This is a genomic window from Nocardioides candidus, assembly GCF_041321175.1.
GTDB lineage: Bacteria > Actinomycetota > Actinomycetes > Propionibacteriales > Nocardioidaceae > Nocardioides.
In genome coordinates this window covers 587,141-610,849 of sequence record NZ_JBGGWC010000002.1, presented here as the reverse complement: position 1 = coordinate 610,849, position 23,709 = coordinate 587,141, and the positions used below count along the sequence as shown (strand labels likewise).

General features: G+C 72.4%; 24 protein-coding genes. 15 read left to right on the top strand and 9 right to left on the bottom strand.

Annotated features, from left to right (window positions below; genetic code table 11):
* Window positions 1–21: 21 nt before the first annotated feature.
* The 5 genes from ACAX67_RS12595 to ACAX67_RS12575 all read right to left on the bottom strand — a co-directional run bounded on the left by ACAX67_RS12595 (window position 22) and on the right by ACAX67_RS12575 (window position 4,762).
* The gene (locus ACAX67_RS12595) at window positions 22–690 is read right to left on the bottom strand and encodes a putative endonuclease domain-containing protein (RefSeq protein ID WP_370704193.1); all 669 of its coding nucleotides are present in this window, start codon (window positions 688–690) and stop codon (window positions 22–24) included.
* A gap of 59 nt (window positions 691–749) precedes the next feature.
* The gene (locus ACAX67_RS12590; RefSeq protein WP_370704192.1) at window positions 750–974 is read right to left on the bottom strand and encodes a type IV toxin-antitoxin system AbiEi family antitoxin domain-containing protein; all 225 of its coding nucleotides are present in this window, start codon (window positions 972–974) and stop codon (window positions 750–752) included.
* A gap of 210 nt (window positions 975–1,184) precedes the next feature.
* Window positions 1,185–2,357 carry a S1C family serine protease gene (locus ACAX67_RS12585; RefSeq protein ID WP_370704191.1) on the bottom strand — a complete coding sequence of 391 codons (1,173 nt, stop codon included), beginning with the start codon at window positions 2,355–2,357 and terminating at the stop codon, window positions 1,185–1,187.
* A gap of 75 nt (window positions 2,358–2,432) precedes the next feature.
* On the bottom strand, window positions 2,433–4,064 hold the full coding sequence (locus ACAX67_RS12580; protein WP_370704190.1) for a long-chain-fatty-acid--CoA ligase: 1,632 nt from the start codon (window positions 4,062–4,064) through the stop codon (window positions 2,433–2,435).
* A 95-nt stretch (window positions 4,065–4,159) separates the two neighbouring features.
* Window positions 4,160–4,762: an HAD family hydrolase gene (locus ACAX67_RS12575; protein ID WP_370704189.1), complete on the bottom strand. Its 603-nt coding sequence runs from the start codon at window positions 4,760–4,762 to the stop codon at window positions 4,160–4,162.
* Window positions 4,763–4,826: 64 nt separating this feature from the next.
* Here ACAX67_RS12575 and ACAX67_RS12570 point away from each other — a divergent pair, with 64 nt between their 5' ends.
* Window positions 4,827–5,606, top strand: coding sequence for a DUF2127 domain-containing protein (locus tag ACAX67_RS12570; protein WP_370704188.1), 780 nt, complete (start codon window positions 4,827–4,829; stop codon window positions 5,604–5,606).
* 18 nt (window positions 5,607–5,624) lie between these two features.
* Here the strand turns inward: ACAX67_RS12570 and ACAX67_RS12565 are convergent, their stop codons facing one another.
* Window positions 5,625–6,914: a citrate synthase gene (locus tag ACAX67_RS12565; protein ID WP_370704187.1), complete on the bottom strand. Its 1,290-nt coding sequence runs from the start codon at window positions 6,912–6,914 to the stop codon at window positions 5,625–5,627.
* Between the two features lie 244 nt (window positions 6,915–7,158).
* Here ACAX67_RS12565 and rplM point away from each other — a divergent pair, with 244 nt between their 5' ends.
* Genes rplM through glmM form a run of 3 tightly spaced genes read left to right on the top strand, consistent with a single transcriptional unit; the run spans window position 7,159 to window position 9,516 of the window.
* The gene (gene rplM / locus ACAX67_RS12560; RefSeq protein WP_370704186.1) at window positions 7,159–7,602 is read left to right on the top strand and encodes a 50S ribosomal protein L13; all 444 of its coding nucleotides are present in this window, start codon (window positions 7,159–7,161) and stop codon (window positions 7,600–7,602) included.
* Window positions 7,603–7,637: 35 nt separating this feature from the next.
* Window positions 7,638–8,138 carry a 30S ribosomal protein S9 gene (rpsI, locus tag ACAX67_RS12555; protein WP_370704185.1) on the top strand — a complete coding sequence of 167 codons (501 nt, stop codon included), beginning with the start codon at window positions 7,638–7,640 and terminating at the stop codon, window positions 8,136–8,138.
* A gap of 13 nt (window positions 8,139–8,151) precedes the next feature.
* Window positions 8,152–9,516, top strand: coding sequence for a phosphoglucosamine mutase (gene glmM, locus ACAX67_RS12550; protein ID WP_370704184.1), 1,365 nt, complete (start codon window positions 8,152–8,154; stop codon window positions 9,514–9,516).
* Between the two features lie 21 nt (window positions 9,517–9,537).
* Here glmM and coaA read toward each other — a convergent pair whose 3' ends face one another.
* Window positions 9,538–10,497: a type I pantothenate kinase gene (gene coaA, locus ACAX67_RS12545; RefSeq protein WP_370704183.1), complete on the bottom strand. Its 960-nt coding sequence runs from the start codon at window positions 10,495–10,497 to the stop codon at window positions 9,538–9,540.
* 43 nt (window positions 10,498–10,540) lie between these two features.
* Here coaA and glmS point away from each other — a divergent pair, with 43 nt between their 5' ends.
* Both glmS and ACAX67_RS12535 read left to right on the top strand, forming a co-directional pair.
* Entirely contained in the window at window positions 10,541–12,385 is a 1,845-nt protein-coding gene (glmS, locus tag ACAX67_RS12540; RefSeq protein WP_370704182.1) for a glutamine--fructose-6-phosphate transaminase (isomerizing), read from the top strand.
* A gap of 3 nt (window positions 12,386–12,388) precedes the next feature.
* On the top strand, window positions 12,389–12,742 hold the full coding sequence (locus ACAX67_RS12535) for a holo-ACP synthase (RefSeq protein ID WP_370704181.1): 354 nt from the start codon (window positions 12,389–12,391) through the stop codon (window positions 12,740–12,742).
* A gap of 210 nt (window positions 12,743–12,952) precedes the next feature.
* On the opposite strand, the gene ACAX67_RS12530 is transcribed toward ACAX67_RS12535, so the two are convergent.
* Window positions 12,953–13,879, bottom strand: a complete 927-nt coding sequence (locus ACAX67_RS12530) for a hypothetical protein (protein WP_370704180.1) — start codon at window positions 13,877–13,879, stop codon at window positions 12,953–12,955.
* Window positions 13,880–14,276: 397 nt separating this feature from the next.
* Here ACAX67_RS12530 and ACAX67_RS12525 point away from each other — a divergent pair, with 397 nt between their 5' ends.
* The 8 genes from ACAX67_RS12525 to tsaD all read left to right on the top strand — a co-directional run bounded on the left by ACAX67_RS12525 (window position 14,277) and on the right by tsaD (window position 22,177).
* The gene (locus ACAX67_RS12525) at window positions 14,277–15,665 is read left to right on the top strand and encodes a bifunctional ADP-dependent NAD(P)H-hydrate dehydratase/NAD(P)H-hydrate epimerase (protein WP_370704179.1); all 1,389 of its coding nucleotides are present in this window, start codon (window positions 14,277–14,279) and stop codon (window positions 15,663–15,665) included.
* Window positions 15,666–15,681: 16 nt separating this feature from the next.
* Window positions 15,682–16,863 (top strand): alanine racemase, encoded by a 1,182-nt coding sequence (alr, locus tag ACAX67_RS12520; RefSeq protein WP_370704178.1) that lies wholly within the window; start codon window positions 15,682–15,684, stop codon window positions 16,861–16,863.
* Window positions 16,860–17,945 (top strand): alpha/beta fold hydrolase, encoded by a 1,086-nt coding sequence (locus ACAX67_RS12515; RefSeq protein ID WP_370704177.1) that lies wholly within the window; start codon window positions 16,860–16,862, stop codon window positions 17,943–17,945. Before alr ends, ACAX67_RS12515 begins: the two co-directional genes overlap by 4 nt.
* Window positions 17,946–17,953: 8 nt before the next feature.
* Window positions 17,954–18,910 (top strand): tRNA (adenosine(37)-N6)-threonylcarbamoyltransferase complex ATPase subunit type 1 TsaE, encoded by a 957-nt coding sequence (gene tsaE, locus ACAX67_RS12510; protein ID WP_370704176.1) that lies wholly within the window; start codon window positions 17,954–17,956, stop codon window positions 18,908–18,910.
* A 162-nt stretch (window positions 18,911–19,072) separates the two neighbouring features.
* Entirely contained in the window at window positions 19,073–19,996 is a 924-nt protein-coding gene (locus ACAX67_RS12505; protein ID WP_370704175.1) for a glycoside hydrolase family 16 protein, read from the top strand.
* Window positions 19,997–20,037: 41 nt separating this feature from the next.
* Window positions 20,038–20,676 carry a tRNA (adenosine(37)-N6)-threonylcarbamoyltransferase complex dimerization subunit type 1 TsaB gene (tsaB, locus tag ACAX67_RS12500; RefSeq protein WP_370704174.1) on the top strand — a complete coding sequence of 213 codons (639 nt, stop codon included), beginning with the start codon at window positions 20,038–20,040 and terminating at the stop codon, window positions 20,674–20,676.
* Entirely contained in the window at window positions 20,673–21,131 is a 459-nt protein-coding gene (gene rimI / locus ACAX67_RS12495) for a ribosomal protein S18-alanine N-acetyltransferase (protein WP_370704173.1), read from the top strand. Before tsaB ends, rimI begins: the two co-directional genes overlap by 4 nt.
* Window positions 21,128–22,177, top strand: a complete 1,050-nt coding sequence (gene tsaD, locus ACAX67_RS12490) for a tRNA (adenosine(37)-N6)-threonylcarbamoyltransferase complex transferase subunit TsaD (RefSeq protein WP_370704172.1) — start codon at window positions 21,128–21,130, stop codon at window positions 22,175–22,177. Before rimI ends, tsaD begins: the two co-directional genes overlap by 4 nt.
* A 29-nt stretch (window positions 22,178–22,206) precedes the next feature.
* Here tsaD and ACAX67_RS12485 read toward each other — a convergent pair whose 3' ends face one another.
* Window positions 22,207–23,139, bottom strand: coding sequence for an AraC family transcriptional regulator (locus tag ACAX67_RS12485; RefSeq protein WP_370704171.1), 933 nt, complete (start codon window positions 23,137–23,139; stop codon window positions 22,207–22,209).
* 81 nt (window positions 23,140–23,220) lie between these two features.
* Here ACAX67_RS12485 and ACAX67_RS12480 point away from each other — a divergent pair, with 81 nt between their 5' ends.
* A complete protein-coding gene (locus ACAX67_RS12480) occupies window positions 23,221–23,706 on the top strand; it encodes an anthrone oxygenase family protein (RefSeq protein ID WP_370704170.1) in 486 nt (161 codons plus the stop codon).
* Window positions 23,707–23,709: the final 3 nt, after the last annotated feature.

Genomic DNA, 23,709 nt, shown 5'->3' with positions numbered 1-23,709 from the left:
CATCGGATCCTCCCCACTGCCTCAGTCCGGGCAGTCCGGACACCGTTGGACGGTCCCGTTCCAGCCGCGGAGGTTGAGCAACCGCCCGATCTTGGCCGCCGTCCGGCACGGCCGGCCGAGGACCTGCCCGTAGCCGAGACGAACCGTGTGCTCGCGCTCGATGGCAGCGTCGAGGTCGCGCTCCATGTCCCGGTCGCGCGCGGTCGCGCTGTCGTGGTCGAGCCTCCCGTCGAGCTCGACGACCTGGACCCATGACCGGCGCGGGTCGCGGTAGACCACGTCGCGAAACATCCGGCGGTCCGACCGGACGACGCGGTCCTGACGAGTGCCGCGCGGCAGGCCGTGCCGGCGCTCGACGTCGGTGAGGTAACGGTGCTCGAGCACCGAGCACGTCCCGACGGCGACGTCGTCGAGCACGCTCGTCAGCAACGCGCGCCGGTGGAGGCGCGGGATCGTGTCGATCCGGGCGCGCAGCCGGGCGGCCGTCGTACGGCGGCCTCCGCACGCATCGGCGAGCGCGGCGATCAGGTCCAGCTCGCGCTCGGCCGTGTCGGCGATCTCGATGACGGTGTCGTCGTACGTCATCCGCGGCGGGCTCAGGTTCCACGACACCTGCTCGTCGAACCGCCGGCTCCGCCTCGCGATCACCCCCGCGGGAGCCGCGACGCGGCGGTGGTGGGCGACCAGCACCGCGATCGGCTCGTCAGCACGACCCCGGCGACCGGGACCTCGTGCGCACGGAGCGCTGACTATCCGTCGAGCGCGGCCGGCCAGCACGCCAGGACGGCGGCCCAGGCCCGTTGTCTCCACGAGAGCGGGCCGGTGTGGTCGACGTAGACCCCCGGGTGCACAGGGGCCCACTCGCGGCGGCGCAGCAGGCGCGCGATGGCATGCGGCGCAAGCCCGGCGGCCAGGGCCTGCTGGCGGGAGATCACGCCGTCCTGGAGCGACAGCTGAGCCGAGACCTCGTCCACGCCGTGATCGTGCCTCGTGGGGGCGACCCGTGGGCAGAGGTCTCCTCGCCGCTGTGGACAACCGCCCAGGATGACGAAGTGGGGAGGATCTGACGCCCCTGGTGCATCGGATCCTCCCCACTTCGCCCCGGGTCCCGGCTGCCTCTGTGGGGTCGGCGGCCGGGGCGGGCGTCCGCGCGGCTGGATGCGCGGCGCCCCGTCAGGGGATGCTCAGGCGTCGGAGCCGAGCTCGAGCTCGGTCGTCTTGGTCTGGCCGTCACGGAGGTAGGTCACGGTGACCTTGTCGTTGGGACGGTAGGACCGCACGGTGGCGACCAGCGAGCCGGAGCTGTCGACGAGGTGGTCGTCGACCTTGGTGATCACGTCGCCCTCCTGCAGCCCGGCGTCGGCCGCGGCCGAGCCGTCGTCGACGGTGCGGACGACGGCGCCGTCCTGGGCGTCGCCGACCTCGATGCCGAGACGGGCGTGGGTCGGGGTGTCGCCGTCGCGGAGCTGCTGGATGATCGGGACCAGCTCGTCGATCGGGATGGCGAAGCCGATGCCGATGGAGCCGCTCTCGGGGTTGCCGTCGTCGGCCGTCTGGATCGAGGCGTTGATGCCGACCAGCTGACCGTCCATGTCGACCAGGGCGCCCCCGCTGTTGCCGTGGTTGATCGCCGCGTCAGTCTGGATGGCCGGGTAGGCGGTGGTGTTGCCCTGGCTGTCGCGGCCGACCTCGACGGGACGGTCGAGCGCGCTCACGATGCCGCTGGTCACGGTGGAGTCGAGGCCGTAGGGCGAGCCGATCGCCACGACCTGCTCGCCGACGTCGAGGACGCCCGACTTGCCGATCGTGATCGGCGTCCGGCCCGTCACGCCCTGCGCCTGCACGAGGGCGCTGTCGGTCAACGGGTCGGTGCCGACGACGGTGCCCTTGACGCGGGTGCCGTCGGAGAACGACACCGTGATCTGGGCCGAGCCGGCGTCGGTCTCGCCCGCCAGCGTCACCACGTGGTTGTTGGTGAGGATCAGCCCGTCCTGGGTCAGCACGACGCCCGACCCACTGCCGCCCGCCTGGCCGGCGGTCACGTCGAGGGCCACCACGGAGGGCAGCACCTTCTTCGCGACCGCCTCGACGCTGCCGTCGGGGGCGGGGGTGTCGGCGTTGCTCGACACCTGCAGGGGGGCGGACGACGTGCTGCTCCCGGGGGCGCTGCCGCTGTCGTCGAGGGCCGACCACAGCGCGGCGCCGCCCAGACCCGCACCGCCGCCGACCACCAGGGCGCCCGCGAGCACCGCTGCCGCGAACCCGCCGCGACGCGGACGCGGGGCTCCCGGGGGCGGCGGCGGTGGGCTCGAAGGCGGCGGCCACTGGTTGTACGGCGGCGGTGCGGAGCTCGACATGCCCCTAGCGTGCGACCCGTCCCTGTGAGAGGGCTGAGACGGAGATTGAGATTTCCTCAGACCTCGAGGAGCTGCTCAGACCTGGCGGTCGCGTCCTTCCCAGTACGGCGCCCGCAGCTCGCGCTTGAGCACCTTGCCCGTCGGGTTGCGCGGCAGCGCCGCCACGATGTCGACGCTCTTGGGGCACTTGTAGTGGGCGAGCCGCTGCCGCGCGTACTCGATGATCTCCTCCGGCGTCGCGTCGGCGCCCTCCTTCAGCGCGACGAACGCCTTGACCGACTCGCCCCACCTCTCGTCGGGCACGCCGACGATCGCGACCTCCAGCACCGCGGGGTGCTCGGCGAGCACCCGCTCGACCTCGGGGGAGTAGATGTTCTCGCCGCCGCTGATGATCATGTCCTTGAGCCGGTCGGAGACGTAGAGGAAGCCGTCGGCGTCCAGGTGCCCGATGTCGCCGGTGCGGAACCAGCCGTCCTCGGTGATCACCTCGGCGGTCGCCTCGGGCTTGTTGAGGTAGCCCTTCATCAGCTGCGGCGTCCGCATCCAGATCTCGCCCGCCTCGCCGGTGGGCAGGTCCGCGCCGTCGCTGCCGACGATGCGCAGCTCGCAGCCGGGGATGGCGCGTCCGGCGGAGAGCAGCCGCTCGGGGTGGCCCTGCGCCTCCGCCTCGCGGTGCTCCTCCGGCAGCAGGTGGGTGGCCACGCCGGAGACCTCGGTGAGGCCGTAGACCTGCATGAAGTCGGTGTCGGGCCAGGCCTCCATCGCGGCACGCAGGAGCGGCGGCGGCATCGGCGAGGCGCCGTACGTGTAGACCTTCAGCGCGCCGAACAGCTTCACCGCGTCCGGTCCCGCCTGCAGCACCTGGGCGAGCACGGCCGGCACCAGGAAGGTGCAGTTGGCACCGGCGAGGATCGCCCCGGCCAGCGAGGCCGCGTCGGGCTCGCGGGTCATCACGCTGGGGACGCCGTCGTGGATGCCGAAGAGGACGTACGACGACCCGCCCACGTGGAAGAGCGGCATGGCCACCAGCGACTTGTTGCCCTCGCCGAAGTCCCAGCCGTCGTGCGACAACACGGTGTGGCTGACCATGTTGCGGTGGGTGAGCATCACGCCCTTGGGATGCCCGGTCGTGCCGGAGGAGTAGAGGATCAGGCAGACGTCGTCCTCGAGCACGTCGGGCCCGTCCTCGCACGACCCCGAGGCCGCGAGGAAGGCTTCGTACTCGTCGCCCTCCGCGCCGTCGGGCGTCACCGAGATGATCCGCTCGACGTTCGGCAGCCGGTCGCGGATCGCCTCGATGGTCGGCATCAGCTCCGCGCCGACGAAGAGCACCTTCGCCCCCGAGTCGTTGACGACGTAGTCGACCTCGTCGCCGGCCATCCGCCAGTTGACGACCGCGTTGGCCGCGCCGATCGACCCGGCGGCCATGCTGATCTCGACGCACGCCGGGTGGTTCTTGTCGAGGAAGCCCACGACGTCGCCGCGCGCGACACCGAGCTCGCGCAGCCCACAGGCGGCGCGGTGCACCCGGTCGTGGAGCTGCGCCCAGGTCCAGGTGCGCTCCAGGTAGGTCATCGCCTCGCCGTCCGGGTTGGCGTCGGCCCAGTAGTTGAGGCGGTCGTGGACGTAGGTCGGCTCGGGGGGCGTGGCCGGCGGCCAGGAGCGGCGGTGGGGTGCGTCTGTGACGGTGCCGGCGGAGGTGCTCATTCGCGGGATTGTGTCCTACGCCACACCTCGGCACAACGGACGCACCGGGAATCTCGTCGTGCGAGCGGGGATCCGGAGCGGGATGCCGTGGTGCGTCAGACGGGGAGGCCGGCGCCGCGCAGGTCGAGCCGGAGGCGGTCGGCGTCGTCGTACCGGATGCCGTGCATGCCCACCGCCGCGGCGGCATCGACGTTGACCTGCTTGTCGTCGACGAACACCAGCTCGGCGGGGTGGAGGCCGGCGCGCTCCGCGGCGAGCCGGTAGATGGCAGGGTCGGGCTTCGCGATCCGCTCGCGGCCGGAGACGACGACGTCGTCGAGCAGGTCGAGGAACGGGAAGAGTGCCGGGGCGTGCGGGTAGAGCTCGGCGGAGAAGTTGGTGAGCCCGACCTGCCGTACGCCGGCCGCGTGCAGCTCGCGCACGAGCGCGACCGTGCCGGGGTGGTCGCCGACGAGCGACGCGGCGAAGTGGTCGTGGTAGGCGTGCCCGTGGGCGGCCCAGCCCGGGTGGTCGCGCTCGAGCTCCGCGAGCGCCTCGGCCCAGGTCCGCCCCGCGTCGCACGCGTGGTTCCAGGTGCCGAAGTCGAAGCCGGCGAAGAACCGGTCGGCCTCCGCCTCGCCCAGCCCGGCGGCCACGGCCGCGCGCGGGTCCCAGTCGATGAGCACGTTGCCCAGGTCCCAGACGACTCCGTTGCGCACGACCCGATCCTGCCTGATCCCATTTCGCTCGCCTGCACCCCGCCCGGCCGTCACACTGGCGCCCGTGAGACTCACGCCGTTCCGCGCCTTCGACTGGAACCTCCGCTCCTGCGGGTTGCACGGGCACGTCACCTACCGGCCCGACGAGGAGCCGCTCGCCGAGCGGCTCCACACGTCGACGCCCGTGGGGGAGGCCTGGCGCTGCCTGCGCTGCGGCACCTTCGCCCTGGGCGCTCCTGCCGCGGCCGGACCCGCCGACGAGGCACCCCTGGTGCTGCGCGGCCGGGCCCTGCGCGACGCCGTGATCCTGCGGCTCCTGGCCGCCGAGCGCGGGATCCGCGGCCTGCTGCTGCTCCTGCTCGCCTACGGCATCTACCGGTTCGACGGGTCGCGCCAGGCGCTCCGCAAGACGCTCGACGACTACCTACCGCTGCTGAAGCCGGCCGCCATGAAGGCCGGCGTGGATCTCGAGCACGCCGGGCCGGTGCGGCTCATCGAGCACGCCCTCACGCTCAAGCACAGCACCCTGCTGCTCGTCTCCGCCGGCGTGCTGGCCTACGGGATCCTGCAGCTCACCGAGGCCGTCGGCCTCTGGCTGATGAAGCGGTGGGGGGAGTACGTCGCCGTGGTGGGCACGTCGATCTTCGTGCCGCTGGAGGTCTACGAGCTCGTCGAGGGCTTCACCTGGCTGAAGGTCGGCGCCCTCGTGGTCAACCTCGCGGCCGTCGTCTACCTGGTGTGGTCCAAGCGGCTCTTCGGGATCCGGGGTGGCCACGCCGCGTTCGAGGCCGAACGTCACGCGGAGTCGCTGCTCGCGGTCGAGCACGCCGCGGCGCTGGCCTGAGCCAGCGCCGCCACCGGCTCAGGCCCAGCGCTCCTCGGCAGGCACGAAGGTGAGCTTGCGGTCGCCGGTGTAGATCTGCTTGGGCCGGGCGATCTTCTGCTCCTTGTCCTGGGTCAGCTCCAGCCACTGGGCCAGCCAGCCCGGGGTGCGGCCGATCGCGAAGAGGACCGTGAACATCTCGGGCGGGAACTCCAGCGCCTCGTAGATGAGGCCGGAGTAGAAGTCGACGTTGGGGTAGAGCTTGCGCTTGACGAAGTACTCGTCCTCGAGCGCGATCTTCTCCAGCTCCTGCGCGACCTCGAGGAGCGGGTTGACGCCGGTGACCTCGAAGACGTCGTCGCACGCCTTCTTGATGATCTTCGCCCGCGGGTCGTAGTTCTTGTAGACCCGGTGGCCGAAGCCCATGAGGCGCTCGTTGCCGTTCTTGACGCCCTCGATGAACGCGGGGATCTCGGACTTGCTGCCGATCCGGCGCAGCATCTTCAGCACGGCCTCGTTGGCGCCGCCGTGCAGGGGGCCGAAGAGCGCGCCGATGCCCGCGGCGACGGCCGAGTAGGGGTCGACCTGCGAGGAGCCCACCGACCGCACCGCGTTGGTGGAGCAGTTCTGCTCGTGGTCGGCGTGCAGGATGAAGAGGGTGTCGAGCGCCTTGGCGATGCGCGGGTCGGGCTCGTACTTCACCTCGCTCATCTTGAAGAGCATCGAGAGGAAGTTCTCGGAGTAGGACAGGTCGTTGTCGGGGTAGACGTACGGCTTGCCCTGGGCGTGCCGGAACGCCCACGCGCCGAGGGTCGGCATCTTCGCGATCATCCGGACGATCTGGATCTGCCGGTTGTCCGGGTCGGAGATGTTCGCGGCCTCGGGGTAGAACGTCGACAGCGCGCCGATGGAGGCCATCAGCATCCCCATCGGGTGGGCGTCGTAGCGGAAGCCCTGCATGAAGGCCTTCACGTTCTCGTGGACGAACGTGTGGTACGTGATGTGGTGGACCCAGCTGTCGTACTGCTCCTTGGTCGGCAGCTCGCCGTGGACCAGCAGGTAGGAGACCTCGAGGAAGCTGGACTTCTCCGCCAGCTGCTCGATGGGATAGCCGCGGTACTCGAGGATCCCGGCCTCTCCGTCGATGTAGGTCACGGAGCTGCGGCACGAGGCGGTGTTGACGAAGCCGGGGTCGTAGGTGGCGAGGCCCGGGGTGTCGTCGTCGAGCTTGATCTGCCCGAGGTCCGCGGCCTTGATGGTGCCGTCGGTGATCGGGATCTCGTACTCCGCGCCGGTGCGGTTGTCGCGTACGGTGAGAGAGTCAGTCACGTCCTGCACCGTAGCCCTCGCGCCCACGCGCACGTAAGGCAGTGTCCGGTCACTGGCGCGGTGCCCCGGCGTTTTGACCCCCTCCCGCCCTGCCCGTAACCTTGTCGATCGCGTCTTCTGCCGCTTCCGCATGCGGAGGCAGAGGCTCACCCGGAGGTACGCCGACGGGGGGTCCAGTGTTCGTCAGAAGGCGCCGCGGCCGGAGCCTTCGGCCGTGTCCACACGAACAGAAAGTGACGCAGCCATGCGCACCTATGCTCCGAAGCCCGGCGACATCGAGCGCCAGTGGCTCGTGATCGACGCGACCGACGTCGTGCTCGGTCGCCTCGCGACCACCACGGCCAACCTGCTGCGCGGCAAGCACAAGCCGATCTTCGCGCCCAACGCCGACACCGGTGACTACGTCATCATCGTCAACGCCGACAAGATCGCGCTCAGCGGCAACAAGCGGACCAACAAGATGGTCTACCGCCACTCGGGCTTCCCGGGCGGTCTCACCGCCACGCCCATCGGCGAGGTCATCGACAAGGACTCCCGCAAGGCCATCGAGAAGGCCGTCTGGGGCATGCTCCCGAAGAACAAGCTCGGCCGTCAGATCCTGAAGAAGCTGAAGGTCTACTCCGGCCCGGCCCACCCGCACCAGGCCCAGCAGGCCGTGCCCTACGAGATCACCAAGATCTCCCAGTGACTGACGCGAAGGATCTGAGGAACACCGTGGCTGACATGACCACCGAGAACACCGAGGTCGAGGAGACCTTCGAGTCCGACGAGCAGGGCCTCGCCTACACCAGCGAGACCTCCCCGTCGGCCGCCGTTTCGAGCGCCCCCGCCACCATCGCCCCCGGCGCGGCCACCGGCCGTCGCAAGGAGGCCGTGGCCCGCGTCCGGATCGTCCCGGGCACCGGCGTCTGGACGATCAACGGCCGCACGCTCGAGTCGTACTTCCCCAACAAGCTGCACCAGCAGGTCGTCAACGAGCCCTTCGCGGCTCTCGGCCTCGAGGGCCGCTTCGACGTCATCGCCCGCATCCACGGCGGCGGCATCACCGGCCAGGCCGGTGCGCTGCGCCTCGGTGTGGCCCGCTCGCTCAACGCGATCGACATCGACGCCAACCGCCCGACCCTGAAGAAGGCCGGTCTGCTCACCCGCGACGCGCGGGCCACCGAGCGCAAGAAGGCCGGTCTCAAGAAGGCGCGCAAGGCGCCGCAGTACTCGAAGCGCTGATTCGAGCGATCCGTTGGTCGAGCCAGTCGAGACCCGGATCTTCGGCACGGACGGGGTCCGGGGCCTGGCGAACTCGTCACTGACGGGGGAGCTGGCCCTGGGCCTCGGTGCTGCTGCTGCCCAGGTGCTCGTCGAGCACGGCGGGCTCGGCAGCGGTCGCGCCCGACCGCTCGCGGTCGTGGGGCGCGACACCCGGATCTCCGGCCAGTTCCTCGAGCACGCCGTCGTGGCGGGGCTCGCGTCGGCCGGGGTCGACGTGCTCCGGCTGCGGGTCCTGCCGACCCCCGGCGTCGCCTACTTCACCGACGCCCTCGGTGCTGACGTCGGCGTGGTCATCTCCGCCTCGCACAACCCGATGCCCGACAACGGCATCAAGTTCCTCGCGCGCGGCGGCGTGAAGCTCGACGACGCGATCGAGCGGGAGATCGAGGACCACCTGGGGCGCGAGTGGGTCCGCCCCGTCGGTGCCGACGTGGGCCGGGTGACGCCGTACGGACCGACGGTGAAGGAGTACGCCGCCCACCTCGTCGCGACGCTCGACAAGCCCCTGGTCGGTCTCAAGGTCGTGCTCGACTGCGCCAACGGCGCAGCCAGCGAGGTCGGTCCGAAGGCGCTGACCGACGCCGGCGCCGAGGTGATCGCGATCGGCGCCGAACCCGACGGGCTCAACATCAACGACGGCTGCGGGTCGACCCACCTCGAGCCCCTGCAGCGCGCGGTCGTGGAGCACGGCGCCGACGCCGGCTTCGCGCTCGACGGCGACGCCGACCGCTGCCTGGCCGTCGACCACACCGGCGCCGTCGTCGACGGCGACCAGATCATGGCGATCCTCGCGCTCGCCATGAAGGACGAGGGCACGCTCGCCGACGACACCCTCGTCGCCACGGTGATGAGCAACCTCGGTCTCGTGCAGGCACTGACCGCCGCCGGCATCACCGTGCGGCAGACGGCCGTGGGCGATCGCTACGTCCTGGAGGACATGCGCGCGGGCGGCTACTCCCTCGGCGGTGAGCAGTCCGGCCACGTCATCATGCGCGACCACGCCACCACCGGCGACGGGGTGTTGACCGCCCTGCACGTGATGCAGCGGATGGTGCGCACCGGCAGCACCCTCCGCGAGCTGGCCGGCGTCATGACCCGCCTCCCGCAGGTGCTCGTCAACGTGCCCGGCGTCGACAAGGACCGCTGCGACGACCCCGAGCTGCTGGCGGCCGTCGCGGTCGCCGAGGCCGAGCTCGGCGACGCCGGCCGGGTGCTGCTGCGGCCGTCCGGCACCGAGCCGCTCGTGCGCGTCATGGTCGAGGCCCCCACGGCCCAGCAGGCCGAGTCGGTCGCCGGCGGGCTGGCGGACGTCGTACGCGCTCGGCTGGCCCTGTAGGCAAGCTCGGTGCCGGCGCGCTCAGATCTTCCTGAGCCGCACGTAGCGGACCGAGTGGTCGGCGTCCTTGCGGAGCACGAGGGTCGCCCGGGAGCGCGTGGGAAGCACGTTCTGCTCCAGGTTCGGGCCGTTGATCGTGTCCCAGATCCGGCGCGCCTCGTCGACGGCCACGTCGTGGGTGAGCTGGGCGTACTTCGCGAAGTAGCTGTCGGGGTCGCGGAAGGCGGTCTCGCGGAGGCGGAGGAAGCGGTCGACGTACCAGTGCCGGATGTGGGCCACCGCCGCGTCGACGAAGATCGAGAAGTCGAAGAAGTCCGACAGGCCCAGGCTGGTGCGACCGTCGGGGCGCACCCGCGCGGGCTGCAGGACGTTGAGTCCCTCGAGGATGAGGATGTCGGGCCGCTTCACCGCGATCTTCTCGTCGGGCACGACGTCGTAGATGAGGTGGGAGTACTTCGGCGCGAGGACCTCGTCCTTGCCGGACTTGATGTCGACGACGAACTTCATCAGCGCACGGCGGTCGTAGGACTCCGGGAAGCCCTTGCGCTCCAGCAGGCCGCGGCGCTCCAGCTCGGCGTTGGGGTAGAGGAACCCGTCGGTGGTCACGAGCGCCACGTTGGGGTGCGCGGGCCAGCGGGCGAGCATCTGCTGCAGGACGCGGGCCGCCGTCGACTTGCCGGCGGCGACCGACCCAGCGAGGCCGATGACGAACGGCGTGCGCGGCGGCGTGGTGCGGTGGAGGAACTCCTCCTGGGTGCGGTGCAGCGCCCCGGCCGCCTCGACCCGGAGGCTCAGCAAGCGGGAGAGCGGCAGGTAGACCTGCACCACCTCGTCGATGTCGAGCTGGTCGCCCAGTCCACGCAGCGCGAGGATCTCGCTGAGGGTGAGCGGGCTCTCCGTCTCCGAGGCGAGCGCGGCCCAGGTGGAGCGGTCGAGCTCGAGGTACGGCGAGGACTCGCGCGGTGACTCGTCGACCTGCATGGCGCGATTGTTCCATCCGCGCCGGGCACTAGAGTTGCCGGCTATGTGCGGGATCGTCGGTTACGTCGGACCCCAGCGCGCTCAGGACGTCGTGATCGACGGCCTCCGGCGGCTGGAGTACCGCGGCTACGACTCCGCAGGCGTGGCGATCGTCCACGACGGCGAGCTCGCCGTCGCCAAGCGCTCGGGCAAGCTGGCGAACCTCGAGAAGGTCCTCGCCGACCATCCGCTGCCGTCCGCCCACACCGGCATCGGCCACACCCGGTGGGCCACCCACGGACCGCCCAACGACGCCAACGCGCATCCCCACACCGGCGGTGCCCGGCGGATCGCACTCGTGCACAACGGGATCATCGAGAACTTCGCGGAGCTGCGCGCGCGGATCGAGGCCGACGACCACGTCTTCCTCTCCGAGACCGACACGGAGATCGCCGCGCACCTCGTCGAGCTGCAGGTGCAGTCCGGGGTCGACCTGCCCACGGCGATGCAGCGCGTCTGCCAGCAGCTCGACGGGGCCTTCACCCTCGTCGCGGTCGACGCCGAGGACCCCGACCGGGTCGTCGCGGCGCGTCGCAACAGCCCGCTCGTGGTCGGGCTCGGCGAGGGGGAGAACTTCCTCGGCTCCGACGTCGCCGCGTTCATCGAGCACACCCGCGAGGCGCTCGAGCTCGGGCAGGACCAGATCGTCACGATCACCCGCGACGCGGTCACGGTCACCGACTTCTGGGGAAACCCGGCCGAGGCGGAGCGCTTCCACGTCGACTGGGACCTCTCGGCCGCCGAGAAGGACGGCCACGACTGGTTCATGCGCAAGGAGATCTTCGAGCAGCCGCGCGCCGTCGCCGACTCGCTGATCGGCCGGCGCGGCGTCGGGGGGCTGCTCCACCTCGACGAGATGCGGCTGGCCGACGAGGAGATCCGCGACCTCGACAAGATCATCGTGATCGCGTGCGGCACGTCGTTCTACGCCGGCATGGTGGCCAAGTACGCCGTCGAGCACTGGACCCGCACCCCGGTCGAGGTCGAGCTCGCCTCGGAGTTCCGCTACCGCGACCCGATCGTCGACAACACCACCCTGGTGGTCGCGATCAGCCAGTCGGGGGAGACCGCGGACACGCTCCAGGCGATCCGCCACGCCAAGAGCCAGGGCGCGAAGGTGCTCGCCATCTGCAACACCAACGGCTCCTCGATCCCCCGCGAGTCAGACGCCGTCATCTACACGCACGCCGGACCGGAGATCGGCGTCGCGTCGACCAAGGGCTTCCTGACCCAGCTGGTCGCCTGCTACCTGCTCGCCCTCTACGTCGCGCAGGTCAAGGGCACCCGCTTCGGCGACGAGATCGACGAGATCATGGGCCAGCTCGAGGCCATCCCGGACCAGATCGACACCGTGCTGGAGTCGGCCGAGCAGGTCTACGCGCTCGCGCGCTCGCTCACCGGGACCCGCTCGGTGCTCTTCCTCGGCCGCCATGCCGGCTATCCCGTGGCCCTCGAGGGAGCGCTGAAGCTCAAGGAGCTGGCCTACCTGCACGCCGAGGGCTTCGCCGCCGGCGAGCTGAAGCACGGACCGATCGCGCTCATCGAGGAAGGGCTGCCCGTGCTGTGCGTCGTACCTCCCCGCGGTCGCGACCAGCTGCACGGCAAGATGCTGAGCGGCATCCAGGAGGTCCGGGCGCGCGGGGCCCGCACGATCTGCCTCGCCGAGGAGGGCGACGAGGCCATCGCCCCGTACGCCGACGACCTGGTGCGCCTCCCACGGGTGCCGGTGCTGCTCCAGCCCCTCGTCGCGATCGTGCCGCTGCAGCTCTTCGCCTGCGAGCTGGCCACCGCGCTGGGCCACGACGTCGACCAACCGCGCAACCTCGCCAAGTCGGTCACGGTCGAGTAGGCGATGGCCGTGATCGGCGTCGGCATCGACGTCTGCGAGCTCGACCGCTTCGCGGCGTCGATCGAGCGCACGCCGGCACTCGCCGTACGCCTCTTCACCGAGGCCGAGCGGACGCTCCCCGTCGCCTCCCTCGCGGCCCGGTTCGCGGCCAAGGAGGCGCTCGCCAAGGCCCTCGGCGCGCCGCGAGGCATGGACTGGCACGACGCCGAGGTGATCCGCGAGGAGTCCGGTCGCCCGGTCTTCGAGATCCGCGGCACCGTGCTCGCCCAGGCGGACGCGCTCGGGGTGCGCCACGTCCACCTCTCGCTCTCCCACGACGCCGGCATCGCCTCGGCCATGGTGGTCCTCGAGGGCTGAGCCCCTCGTGCAATCCCGCCCCGCCCCGGGGCCGCCCCGCCCCGCCCGGCGCGCCCGGCGCAACGGGGGTCGTGTGCCTGAGACCGACCCATGGCTCGTTGTCGGGCACACGACTCGGGTCGGTGGGTGGGAGGCGTGGAGTCGTGTGCCTGAGTACGACGCATGGCCGGTCGTCAGGCACACGACTCGGGTGCGTCGACGAGCGGGCCGTCAGGCGGCAGACCTCGGCAGCCGACCGCGGACGCCGAGGGCGATGAGGTCCCGGGCGACCTCCGCTGGTTCGTGACGTAGCTCGACGGCGGTCGCGCCGACGACGATGCGGTCCGGTGCGGCGATGCGCCGAGCGCGCCGCTTGTCCGCGGCCCAGTGGGAGACCTCCATGTGGAAGGAGCCGTCGACCTCGAGCACCAGGACCCGGCCCCCGGGAAGCGGCCACTCGCAATCGGTCCACCGTCGTCGGCCGCCGGCGTCCAGCCGGACGACCTGTCGGTCAGGCAGGGGCATCCCGAAGCTGCGGCACATGGCGGCGACGTCGCGCTCGGCCCCGGAATGGGTGCCTCCGTCGAGGTCGCCGAGCAGCCGACGGAAGCCAGCCGCCCGGCGCAGCGGCTTGAGACCGTCGAGCGACTCGCGGAGGAGTGCGGGCGTCGTGAGGCGTTGCTGGGCGGCAGCGGCGAGGACACCGTGGGCCGGACGCAGCGCAGCGTCGTACCCGGCCCAGAGGAGGAGGGCGGATTCGAGCCGGCAGGACGGGATGCCGGCCTTCGGGCTCAGGAGCAGGTGGAACGGCCGTCGCGAGCGGAAGAACCGCACGCCGGCGACCGGCTCGAAGCTGAGCTCGTCATCGACCAGGACGGTGACTTCCGGACGCTCCCAGCCGATGAGACCGTGCCGGGCACCTGCGGTGAGCCCGCCGAGCATGCTGCGCGGGCCGGCGTGGAGCACAGCGACCCAGCGCCGCTGCTCGATGGTGAGTGCGCCCGTGAAGGTGCTGACCACCCGCGGCGTCCGGACGGCCCAGCGCCCGGCCACCACGTGGTGGTGCACGTGGTCCCAGCTGACTCCCAGCGCGGTCAGCTGCCGTCGCGCGAGGACGCCCTCCTGTGCACCGATGAGCTCGCGGATGCGTTGGTCCATGCCTGATCGTGTGCTCGGTCGCACCCCTCGCGCATCAGCCTCCTGAGTTCTCCACAGCACTGTCCCGCCGTCCATGAGGTCGTGTGCCTGAGGCCTGGCCACGTCGCACGGAGTCGTGTGCCTCAGACGTGACCACGTCGCACGGAGTCGTGTGTCTGAGACCGACCTAGGGCGGGTTGTCAGGCACACGAGTCGAGTGGGGGCATGGGTGGCATGGAGTCGTGTGCCTGAGACCGACCTAGGGCGGGTTGTCAGGCACACGACTCGAGTGGGCGCAGGGGTCGCGTGGAGTCGTGTGCCTGAGACCGGCCCATGGCGCGTTGTCAGGCACACGACTCGAGTGGGCGCGCGACTCGGGGTGGGCGGGGGGAGGGAGGGGTGCCGATAGCGTGGACACATGATCCGGGCGCACACCGTCGAGCAGGTGCGGGCAGCCGAGGCGGCGCTGATGGCGACGCTCCCCGAGGGCGCGCTGATGCAGCGGGCGGCGTACGGGCTGGCGCACGCCGTGCTGGACCTCCTCGGTGGCGGCTACGGACGGCGGGTGCTGCTGCTCGTCGGCTCGGGGGACAACGGCGGTGATGCGTTGTACGCCGGCGTGGTGCTCGCCCGGCGCGGCGTGCAGGTCGAGGCGTGGCTGCTCTCGGACCGGGTCCACGAGGGCGGGCTGGCGGCGCTGCGGGAGGCCGGGGGCCGGGCGCGGCGTCCCGACGCGCCGCCGACGGGCGGCCGGTTCGACGTGGTGGTCGACGGGATCGTGGGGATCGGCGGACGACCGCCGCTGCGGGCCGACGCCGCGGCTGCGCTCGAGGCGCTGTCGGGCGTCCCGGTCGTCGCGGTCGACACGCCGTCGGGGGTCGACGTGGACACCGGCGAGCTCGCCGGTGCGCACGTTACGGCCGACGTCACGGTCACCTTCGGCACGCACAAGGTCGCGCACCTGGTCGACCCCGCCGCGCGGGCCAGCGGCGCCGTGCACCTCGTCGACATCGGGCTCGACCTGCCCGCACCGGCTCTCGAGGCGCTGCAGCCGGACGATGTCGCCCGTCTGCTCCCGCGACCGACCCCGGACGCGCACAAGTACACGCGGGGCGTGGTGGGGGTGAGGGCCGGCTCGACCACCTATCCCGGGGCAGCCCTGCTCAGCGTCGCCGGCGCTGCGTGCGGGCTCGCGGGCATGGTCCGCTACGTGGGTGACGCTGCGGTGGCCGACCGCGTCCGCGAAGCCCATCCCGAGGTCGTCGGCGACGGACGGGTCCAGGCGTGGGTGATCGGGTCGGGCAGCGCCGACACCGCCGAGGCGCAGCTCGCGGCCACGCTCGACGACGGCGTGCCGGTCGTGGTCGACGCCGACGCGCTCGAGCACGCCGACATGGTCGCCGGCCGCCCTGCGGTGCTGACCCCGCACGCGGGCGAGCTCGCCGGGATGCTCGGCGTCGACCGTCACGAGGTCGAGGCCCGGCCGCTCCACTTCGCCCGTGTCGCCGCCGACGCCTACCGCACCACCGTGCTCCTCAAGGGCCGCCGCACGCTCGTCGCCGAGGCCGGCCGTGCCGTGCGCGTGACCACGACGGGCACGCCGTGGCTCGCGACCGCGGGTGCCGGCGACGTGCTCGGCGGGCTCGTCGGGGCGCTCCTCGCGGCGGGCCTGACGCCGTACGACGCCGCCTCGGTGGGGTCCTGGCTGCACGGCGCGGCGGCGACCTCCGCCTCGCGCGGCGGACCGGTCGTGGCCACCGAGGTGGCGCGCGCAGTGCCGGGGGTCGTCGCCGCGCTGACGTCCTGATGGGACAATCGATCCCGTGCCCGCGCCGCCCGCAGCCTCGGACCATCGCGGCGATCTCGCTGAGATCGTCGTCGACGTCGCGGCGATCCGGCACAACGTGCGCACGCTCCGCGAGCTGACCGGCGTCCCGGTCATCGCAGTGGTCAAGGCCGACGGCTACGGCCACGGCATGGTCGAGTCGGCCCGGGCCGCGCGCGCCGGCGGCGCGACGTGGATCGCGGTCGTCACGGTCCAGGAGGCGCTCGAGCTCCGCTCGGCGGAGTACGACGGCCCGCTGCTCTGCTGGTTGACGCTGCCCGGCGTCGACCTCGGGCGAGCCGTCGAGGAGGGCATCGACCTGACGGCGTACTCCGTCGCCGAGCTCGACGACATCGCCGCGGCGGCCGAGGCCGTCGGACGCCGGGCCCGGGTGCAGATCAAGGTCGACACCGGCCTGCACCGGGGCGGGGCACCGCGGGCGACCTGGGCGGAGGTGTTCGCCCGGGCCCGGGCCGGTGAGCTGGCCGGGAGCTGGAAGATCACCGGCCTGTGGTCGCACTTCGCCTGCAGCGACGAGCCGGAGCATCCGGCGAACGACCGCCAGGAGCAGGCGTTCCGGGCGGCGCTCGCCCTCGCGGCCGACAACGGCCTGCAGCCGGGACTGGTGCACCTGGCCAACTCGGCGGCGGCGGTGCTGCGGCCCTCGGCGCGCTTCGACGCCGTCCGGTGCGGCATCGCGATCTACGGGCTCGACCCCGCCCCGGGCCGCACGCCCGACATCGGGCTGGTGCCGGCGATGACCGTGCGCAGCGAGCTCGCGATGGTGAAGGAGCTCGCGCCGGGCGACGCGGTGTCCTACGGCCAGCGCTGGACCGCCGACCGGCCGACCACGGTCGGGCTGGTCCCGGTGGGCTACGGCGACGGCATCCCGCGCCACGCGTTCCACGAGGGCGGGAGCGCCGAGGTCGCGGTGGGCGGCAAGCGGCGCCCGATCCGCGGCACCGTGTGCATGGACCAGTTCGTGGTCGACCTCGACGGCGACCGGGCGGAGATCGGCGACGAGGTGGTGCTCTTCGGCCCGGGCGCCGACACGCCGACCGCCCAGGACTGGGCCGAGGCGTGCGGCACCATCAACTACGAGATCGTCACCAGGATCGGAGGCCGGATGACCCGGACGTACGTCGACAGCGAGGCCCCGGCCGGCGAGGAGCCGTCGTGAGCCGCACGCGTCGCCGCGTCGTCGGATCGGTCGCCGGGGCGCTCGGCCTGGCCGCTGCCAGCGGAGCGGTCGGGTTGCTGCGCCAGCAGCGGTCGATCAGCCGCCGCGCGGGCGAGGAGGTCGCCTTCGGCTCGCTGCGTTCCCACGCGGTGACCGTGGTCGCCGACGACGGCGTGCCGCTGCACGTGGAGATCGACGACGTCGTCGACGCCAAGCTTCTCGGCAGCCGGGCCTTCGCCCGCGCAGCCAGCCCCGATGTGACCGTGGTCTTCGTGCACGGCTTCTGCCTCGAGCTCGACTGCTGGCACTTCCAGCGCGCGGCCTACCGCAACCTGGTGCGCACCGTCTTCTACGACCAGCGCTCCCACGGGCGATCGGGTCGGTCCGACCGTGAGCACTCCACGATCGACCAGCTGGGCCGCGACCTCCGCGCGGTCATCGACGCGACGACCGACGGCCCGGTGGTCCTCGTCGGCCACTCGATGGGCGGGATGTCGATCGTCGCGCTCGTCGAGCAGTACCCCGACCTCGTGGGCGGCAAGGTGATCGGCGCCGGGCTGATCTCCACGACCGCGGGCGGCCTCGACGTCGGCCGGATGCTGCTCCCCATGCTGCCGGCCCGGCTCGGCGGGCCGATCACCAGCCGCGCGGTGCGCACCCTGCACCGCGGGCACCGGGCCGTCGACGGCGTGCGCCGGCTCGGTCGCACGTTCGCCACGGTCGCCACCGACCGCTACGCCTTCGGGGGAGAGGTGCCGAAGGGCTACGTCGAGTTCGTCGACCAGATGCTCTCCTCGACCCCGTTCGAGGTGGTGGCCGACTTCTTCCCGCACTTCGCGACCCTCGACAAGTTCCACACCGTCGAGGCACTCGGTGCGATCCCGACGTCGATCATCTGCGGCACCCACGACCGGCTCACCTCGATCGGCCACTCCCGCAAGCTGCACGAGCGGATCCCGGGCTCCCGCCTCCTCGAGTGCGACGGCGCCGGACACATGGTCACCTTCGAGCGGCACGACCAGGTCAACGCCGAGCTCGACCAGCTGATCACCGCGGCCACCACGGGAGCGCGCAGCCGGTGAAGACCGATGTGAGCGCACCGACGATCGAGGTCGTCGGGCCGGAGGCGGCCGGCGCCGTCCTGGAGGTCGTGCGCGCCGCCTTCGCGGACCGCGCCCCCCTCGACCCGCCGACCGACGCCCTCGCCGAGACCGAGGAGACCATCGCCGCGCGCCTGGCAGGGGGCGCCGGCCTGGTCGCGCACGTCGACGGGGAGCTCGCGGGCGCCGTGCTCCTGGACGCGGAGGCGGACGGACGCACCGTCCACCTGCGCCGCTTCGGCCTGACGCCGGCCGCGCGCGGGCGCGGGGTCGCCGTGGCGCTGGTCCGGGAGGCGCTGCACGCCGCGGCCGACCTCGGTGACGGGCGCGCGGAGCGGGCGGTGGTGTTCTCCCGCGAGGAGCTCCCGCACACGGCGCGCTTCTGGCGGCAGCAGGGCTTCGCGGAGACCGGCCGCACGCCGCCGTACGTCGAGCTGGCCCGTGCGCTTCCGCGCCGGCTCGACGTGCCGACCCCCGACGACATGCGGGCGCTCGCGACCGGCATCGCCGCGGTGGTCGAGGCCGGCGACGTGCTCGTCCTGAGCGGCGACCTCGGTGCGGGGAAGACGACGTTCACCCAGGGACTGGGCGCCGCCCTGCAGGTGCGCGGCGGGATCACCTCGCCGACGTTCGTCATCTCGCGGGTGCACCCCTCGCTCGTCGGGGGACCGGACCTCGTGCACGTCGACGCCTATCGGCTGGGGGGTGCCGCCGAGCTCGACGACCTCGACCTCGACACCGACCTCGACCGCGCCGTCACCGTGGTGGAGTGGGGCGAGGGGCTCGCCGAGGACCTGGCCGAGTCTCCGCTGGAGATCCGGATCACGCGCGCGGTCGGCACCGATCCCGAGGCCGACGACACCGATCCGCGCACGGTCGAGCTCGACCCGCTGGGCCTGCGGTGGCTGGGTGTCCCGCTTCCGGGATCCCCCGCTGCCGGTCGCTGACCGGCATGGCCTGTTCGGGTCATCGCACCGGCCCACCTTCGACCGATGGGTCGTGGCGCGGGGTTCCGTAGTCTCCTGAGTAGTTCAAGTCTTGACCTTGCTCCGCGGCTATGAGGGTGGCCGCGGAGATCTCGGGAAGTCCTTGGGAGGGGATCTCCGCACATGCGGTTCGCGCGCGCTTTTTTCCTGCTGCTGGCCTCGCTCGCCGTGGTGGCGGCCGTGGTCGTCCCGGTGCCGGCGTCCGACGCGGCGACGGTCGCGGTCGCCGGCCGGGCCGCTGCCGCGGCTCCTCTGGTGAGCGGGCCGGACGACTGCGGTCGACGGCTGCGCAAGGCCGAGGGCGGATGGTGGGAGTGCAGCTTCGTCGACGACTTCGACGGCACCGAGCTCGACGGCACCAAGTGGTCGGCAGGGGAGACCGCGGTCAGCGGTGTGACGAACGGCGGCGCGAGCTGCTACCTCCGCAAGCCCTGGACGCTCGCGGTGGACGGCGGCCTGCTGCGGCTCAGCGCGAAGCGCACACTCCACACGTTCCTGTGCCGCAACCCGCTCGGCGACTTCCGCACGAACCTCGCCGCGGCGACGGTGTCGACACGAGGGAAGTTCGCCCAGGCCTACGGCCGGTTCGCCTTCCGCGCCCGGATGCCCGACGTCACCGTGTCGGGCGCCCACGCCGCGCTGTGGCTCTACCCGAACCGCAACACCTACGGGGCGTGGCCGCAGTCGGGGGAGATCGACGTCGCCGAGTGGTACAGCGCGCTGTCGGACCAGGTCTACCCGTCGCTGCACTACGTCGACGGTCTCAGGAACGTGCAGACCGGCGAGGACACCGCGTTCGCCGCGGCCGACCGGTTCCACACCTACGCGGTCGAGTGGACGCCGACCACGATGCGCTTCTACTACGACGACGTCCTCACCTACCAGCACTCCTGGTCGCCGCTGGCGCCGCTCGTCGCCTCGCAACCGTTCGACCAGCCCTTCAACGTGGTGCTCACCCAGGCGTGGGGCGGGCTCTGGAACGCCGCCACCGCCGACACCCCCGACCGGTTCACGCTGCTCGTCGACTGGGTGAAGGTCTGGCAGTAGCGGCTGCCGCGGGCAGTGCGGCGCGCGCTAGCCTCGGGCACGTGCTGCTCGCCTTCGACACGTCCTCGCCGACCGTCACCGTGGCCGTCCACGACGGCAGCGACGTGGTGGTCGAGCTGACCTCCTCGGAGACGATGCGTCACGGCGAGCAGCTGACCCCGCTCGTCGACCAGGCCCTGCGCCGGGCCGGCATCAGCCCGCGGGACCTGACCGCGATCGCCGTCGGCGTCGGCCCCGGCCCGTTCACCGGTCTGCGCGTGGGGCTCGTCTCGGCCCGCACCATGGCCTACGTGTTGGAGATCCCGGTCTACGGCGTCTGCTCCCTCGACGTGCTCGCCGTCGAGGCGGTGGAGACCGGCACCGTCGAGGGACCGTTCGTGGTGGCGAGCGACGCGCGCCGCCGGGAGGTCTACCTGGCGACGTACGACGACGGGGGCGCACGCACCTCCGGACCCGACGTCCAGCGACCCGCGGACGTGGCCACCGAGGTGGCCGTCGTGGGGGAGGGCGGCTCGCTCTACCCCGACGCGTTCCCGTCGGGACGCGCGCCGCTGCGGCCCTCGGCCGGCTGGCTCGCGCGCTGCGTCGTCGAGGAGCGGGCCGAGCTGCGCGACCCGGAGCCGCTCTACCTGCGCCGCCCGGACGCCGAGATCCCGCGCGCGCCCAAGCCGGTCTCGTGAGCGTGACGGTCCGGGCGGCGCGCCTGGGCGACGTCGACGCGATCTGCGACCTGGAGACCGTCTCCTTCCCGGCCGACCCGTGGTCGCCGGTGCTCGTGGAGGAGGCGGTCGCCGGACTGGTGCCGACGACGTCGTACCTCGTCGCCGACCGCGACTCCCGCGTCGTCGGCTATGCCGTGGTCTGCGTCGTGCAGGACCTCGCCGAGCTGCAGCGGATCGCGACCGAGGCGGACGAGCGGCGCACCGGGGTCGCGTCCGCGTTGCTCGACGCGGTCGACGCGCACGCGCGGGCGGGGGGAGCGGAGCGGATCCTGCTCGAGGTGCGGGAGGACAACGCGCCGGCGCGGGCCTTCTACGCCGGCACCGGGTTCACCGAGATCTCGCGCCGGGCGCGCTACTACCGCGACGGGACCGACGCCGTCGTCCTGGAACGATTTGTGAGAATGACGCCGTGACCGACGAACCGCTCGTGCTCGGCATCGAGACCTCCTGCGACGAGACGGGTGTCGGCATCGTCCGCGGGCACACGCTGCTGGCCGACGCGGTCGCGAGCAGCGTCGAGGAGCACGCCCGCTTCGGCGGGGTCGTGCCGGAGGTCGCCAGTCGCGCGCACCTCGAGGCGATGGTGCCGACGATCGAGCGTGCCTGCGAGACGGCCGGCATCGCGCTGCACGACGTCGACGCGGTGGCCGTGACGAGCGGCCCGGGCCTCGCCGGCGCGCTGCTCGTCGGCGTCGCCGCGGCGAAGTCGCTCGCCCTCTCGCTCGGCAAGCCGTTGTACGGCGTCAACCACCTCGCCGCCCACGTCGCCGTCGACCAGCTCGAGCACGGGCCGCTGCCCGAGCCGTGCCTGGCGCTGCTCGTCTCCGGCGGGCACTCGAGCCTGCTGCGCGTGGAGGACGTGACGGGCTCGATCGACCCGCTCGGCGCCACGATCGACGACGCCGCAGGGGAGGCCTTCGACAAGGTGGCGCGGCTCCTCGGACTGCCGTTCCCCGGCGGTCCCCACATCGACCGGCAGGCGCGCTCCGGCTCGTCGGTCGCCATCGACTTCCCGCGTGGCCTGTCGAGCAGGCGCGACCTCGAGCGGCACCGCTTCGACTTCTCCTTCTCGGGCCTGAAGACCTCGGTCGCCCGGTGGGTCGAGGCGCGGGAGCGCTCCGGCGAGCCGGTGCCCGTCGCCGACGTCGCGGCCTCGTTCCAGGAGGCCGTGTGCGACGTGCTCGTGCGCAAGGCGCTCGACGCCGCGTCCAGCGAGGGCATCGAGGACCTGCTCATCGGCGGCGGCGTCGCCGCCAACTCGCGTCTGCGGGCGCTCGCCGAGGAGCGCGCCTCGAAGCTCGGCATCCGCGTGCGCGTGCCCCGCCCCGGCCTCTGCACCGACAACGGCGCCATGGTGGCCGCCCTCGGCTCGACCATCGTCGCCAAGGGGCTGCCCCCGTCGTCGTACGACCTCCCCGCCGACTCCAGCCTCCCCGTCACCTCCGTCCTCGCCACCTGACCGGGTGACGCGCCAGGACCGTCCGCTCCCTAGGACGCCCTGCGGTGCTCGGCGGGGGAGACGCCGCGGATCCGCTTGAAGGCGGTGCTGAGGGCGAACGGCGTGCTGTAGCCGACCTGGCGGGCGACGGACTCGAGCGTCGCGCCCGGCTCGTGGAGCAGGTCGGCGGCGAGGGCGATGCGCCAGCCGGTCAGGTACGCCATCGGTGGCTCGCCGACCAAGGCGGCGAACCGGCGCGCGAGCGCTGCCCGCGACAGGCCGGTGGTCGCGGCGAGCTCGGCGACCGTCCACGGGTGCTCGGGGTTGTTGTGGATCAGCCGGAGGGCGCGGCCGACGACGGGGTCGGCGTTGGCGCGGTACCAGCTCGGCGCCGCGGTGCCGGGGCGCGCGAACCACGCGCGCAGGGCTGAGATCAGCAGCAGGTCGAGCATCCGGTCGAGCACCGCCTCCTGGCCCGGCTCGTCACGGCCGATCTCGCTCGTGAGCAGTCCGGTGACGGGACAGTCCCACTCGTCGGCGTGGAGCACGAGGCAGCGCGGGAGTGCCGCGAGCAGCCGCCGGCTCACCTCCCCGGCCAGCTGGTAGGTGCCGATCAGCATCACCGTGCCGCCGTCCGCACCGTTGCCCCAGCTGCGGACGCCGAGGCTCAGCTTGTCGGCCAGCTCCTCGCCGTACAACGTGGTGCAGCGCTGGTCGGGATGGATGATCGTCTGCACGGGCGTGTCCGGGGAGTCGGCCATCGTGTAGGGCTCGGGCCCGAGCGCGACGAGCACGTCGCCGGGGCCGAGCGAGGTCGGCTCCCCACCCTCGGGAGCGAGCCAGGCGGTGCCGCTGACCATGGTCACGACCGTGAGCGGGGCCTCGTCCTCGATGCGGATCGACCAGGGCGGCTCGAGCACGGCGCGGAGCAGGAAGGCGTCCTGGGCCCGTGGCCCGCTGAGCAGTGCACCGAGTGCGTCCATGGCGGAAGCCTAAGACGATCGCGTATGGGATCGAGCGTCTCGGCGATGTCGCGTCTCGCCCGGAGCGGATGGGATGGAGCCATGACCGCACTCCGCATCCTCACCCTGATGGCCGCGACCCTCACGATGGGCCTGACCGCGGGCGCTTTCGCCCTCTACGCCCACACGATCATGCCGGGACTGGGGAGGACCGACGACCGGACGTTCGTCGGGTCCTTCCAGGCGATGGACCGGGCGATCATGAACCCGTGGTTCATCGGCTGCTGCTTCTTCGGTGCGCTGCTGCTGACGGCGCTGGCCGGGGTGGCGGCCCTGCGGACCGGCGCCTTCGTCTGGATCGCCGTCGCCTTCGGCCTCTACCTGGTGGCGGTGGTGCTGACGGTCGCGGTCAACGTGCCGCTCAACGACGCCCTCAAGGCCGCCGGCGACCCCGGCAGGATCGACGTGGCAGCCGCCCGAGCGGCCTTCCACGAGACCCGGTGGGTCGTGTCGAACGTCGTCCGCACGATCTTGACCACCGGCGCCTTCGGCCTGCTGGCGTGGGCGCTGGTGGTCACGGAGCGTTGAGGA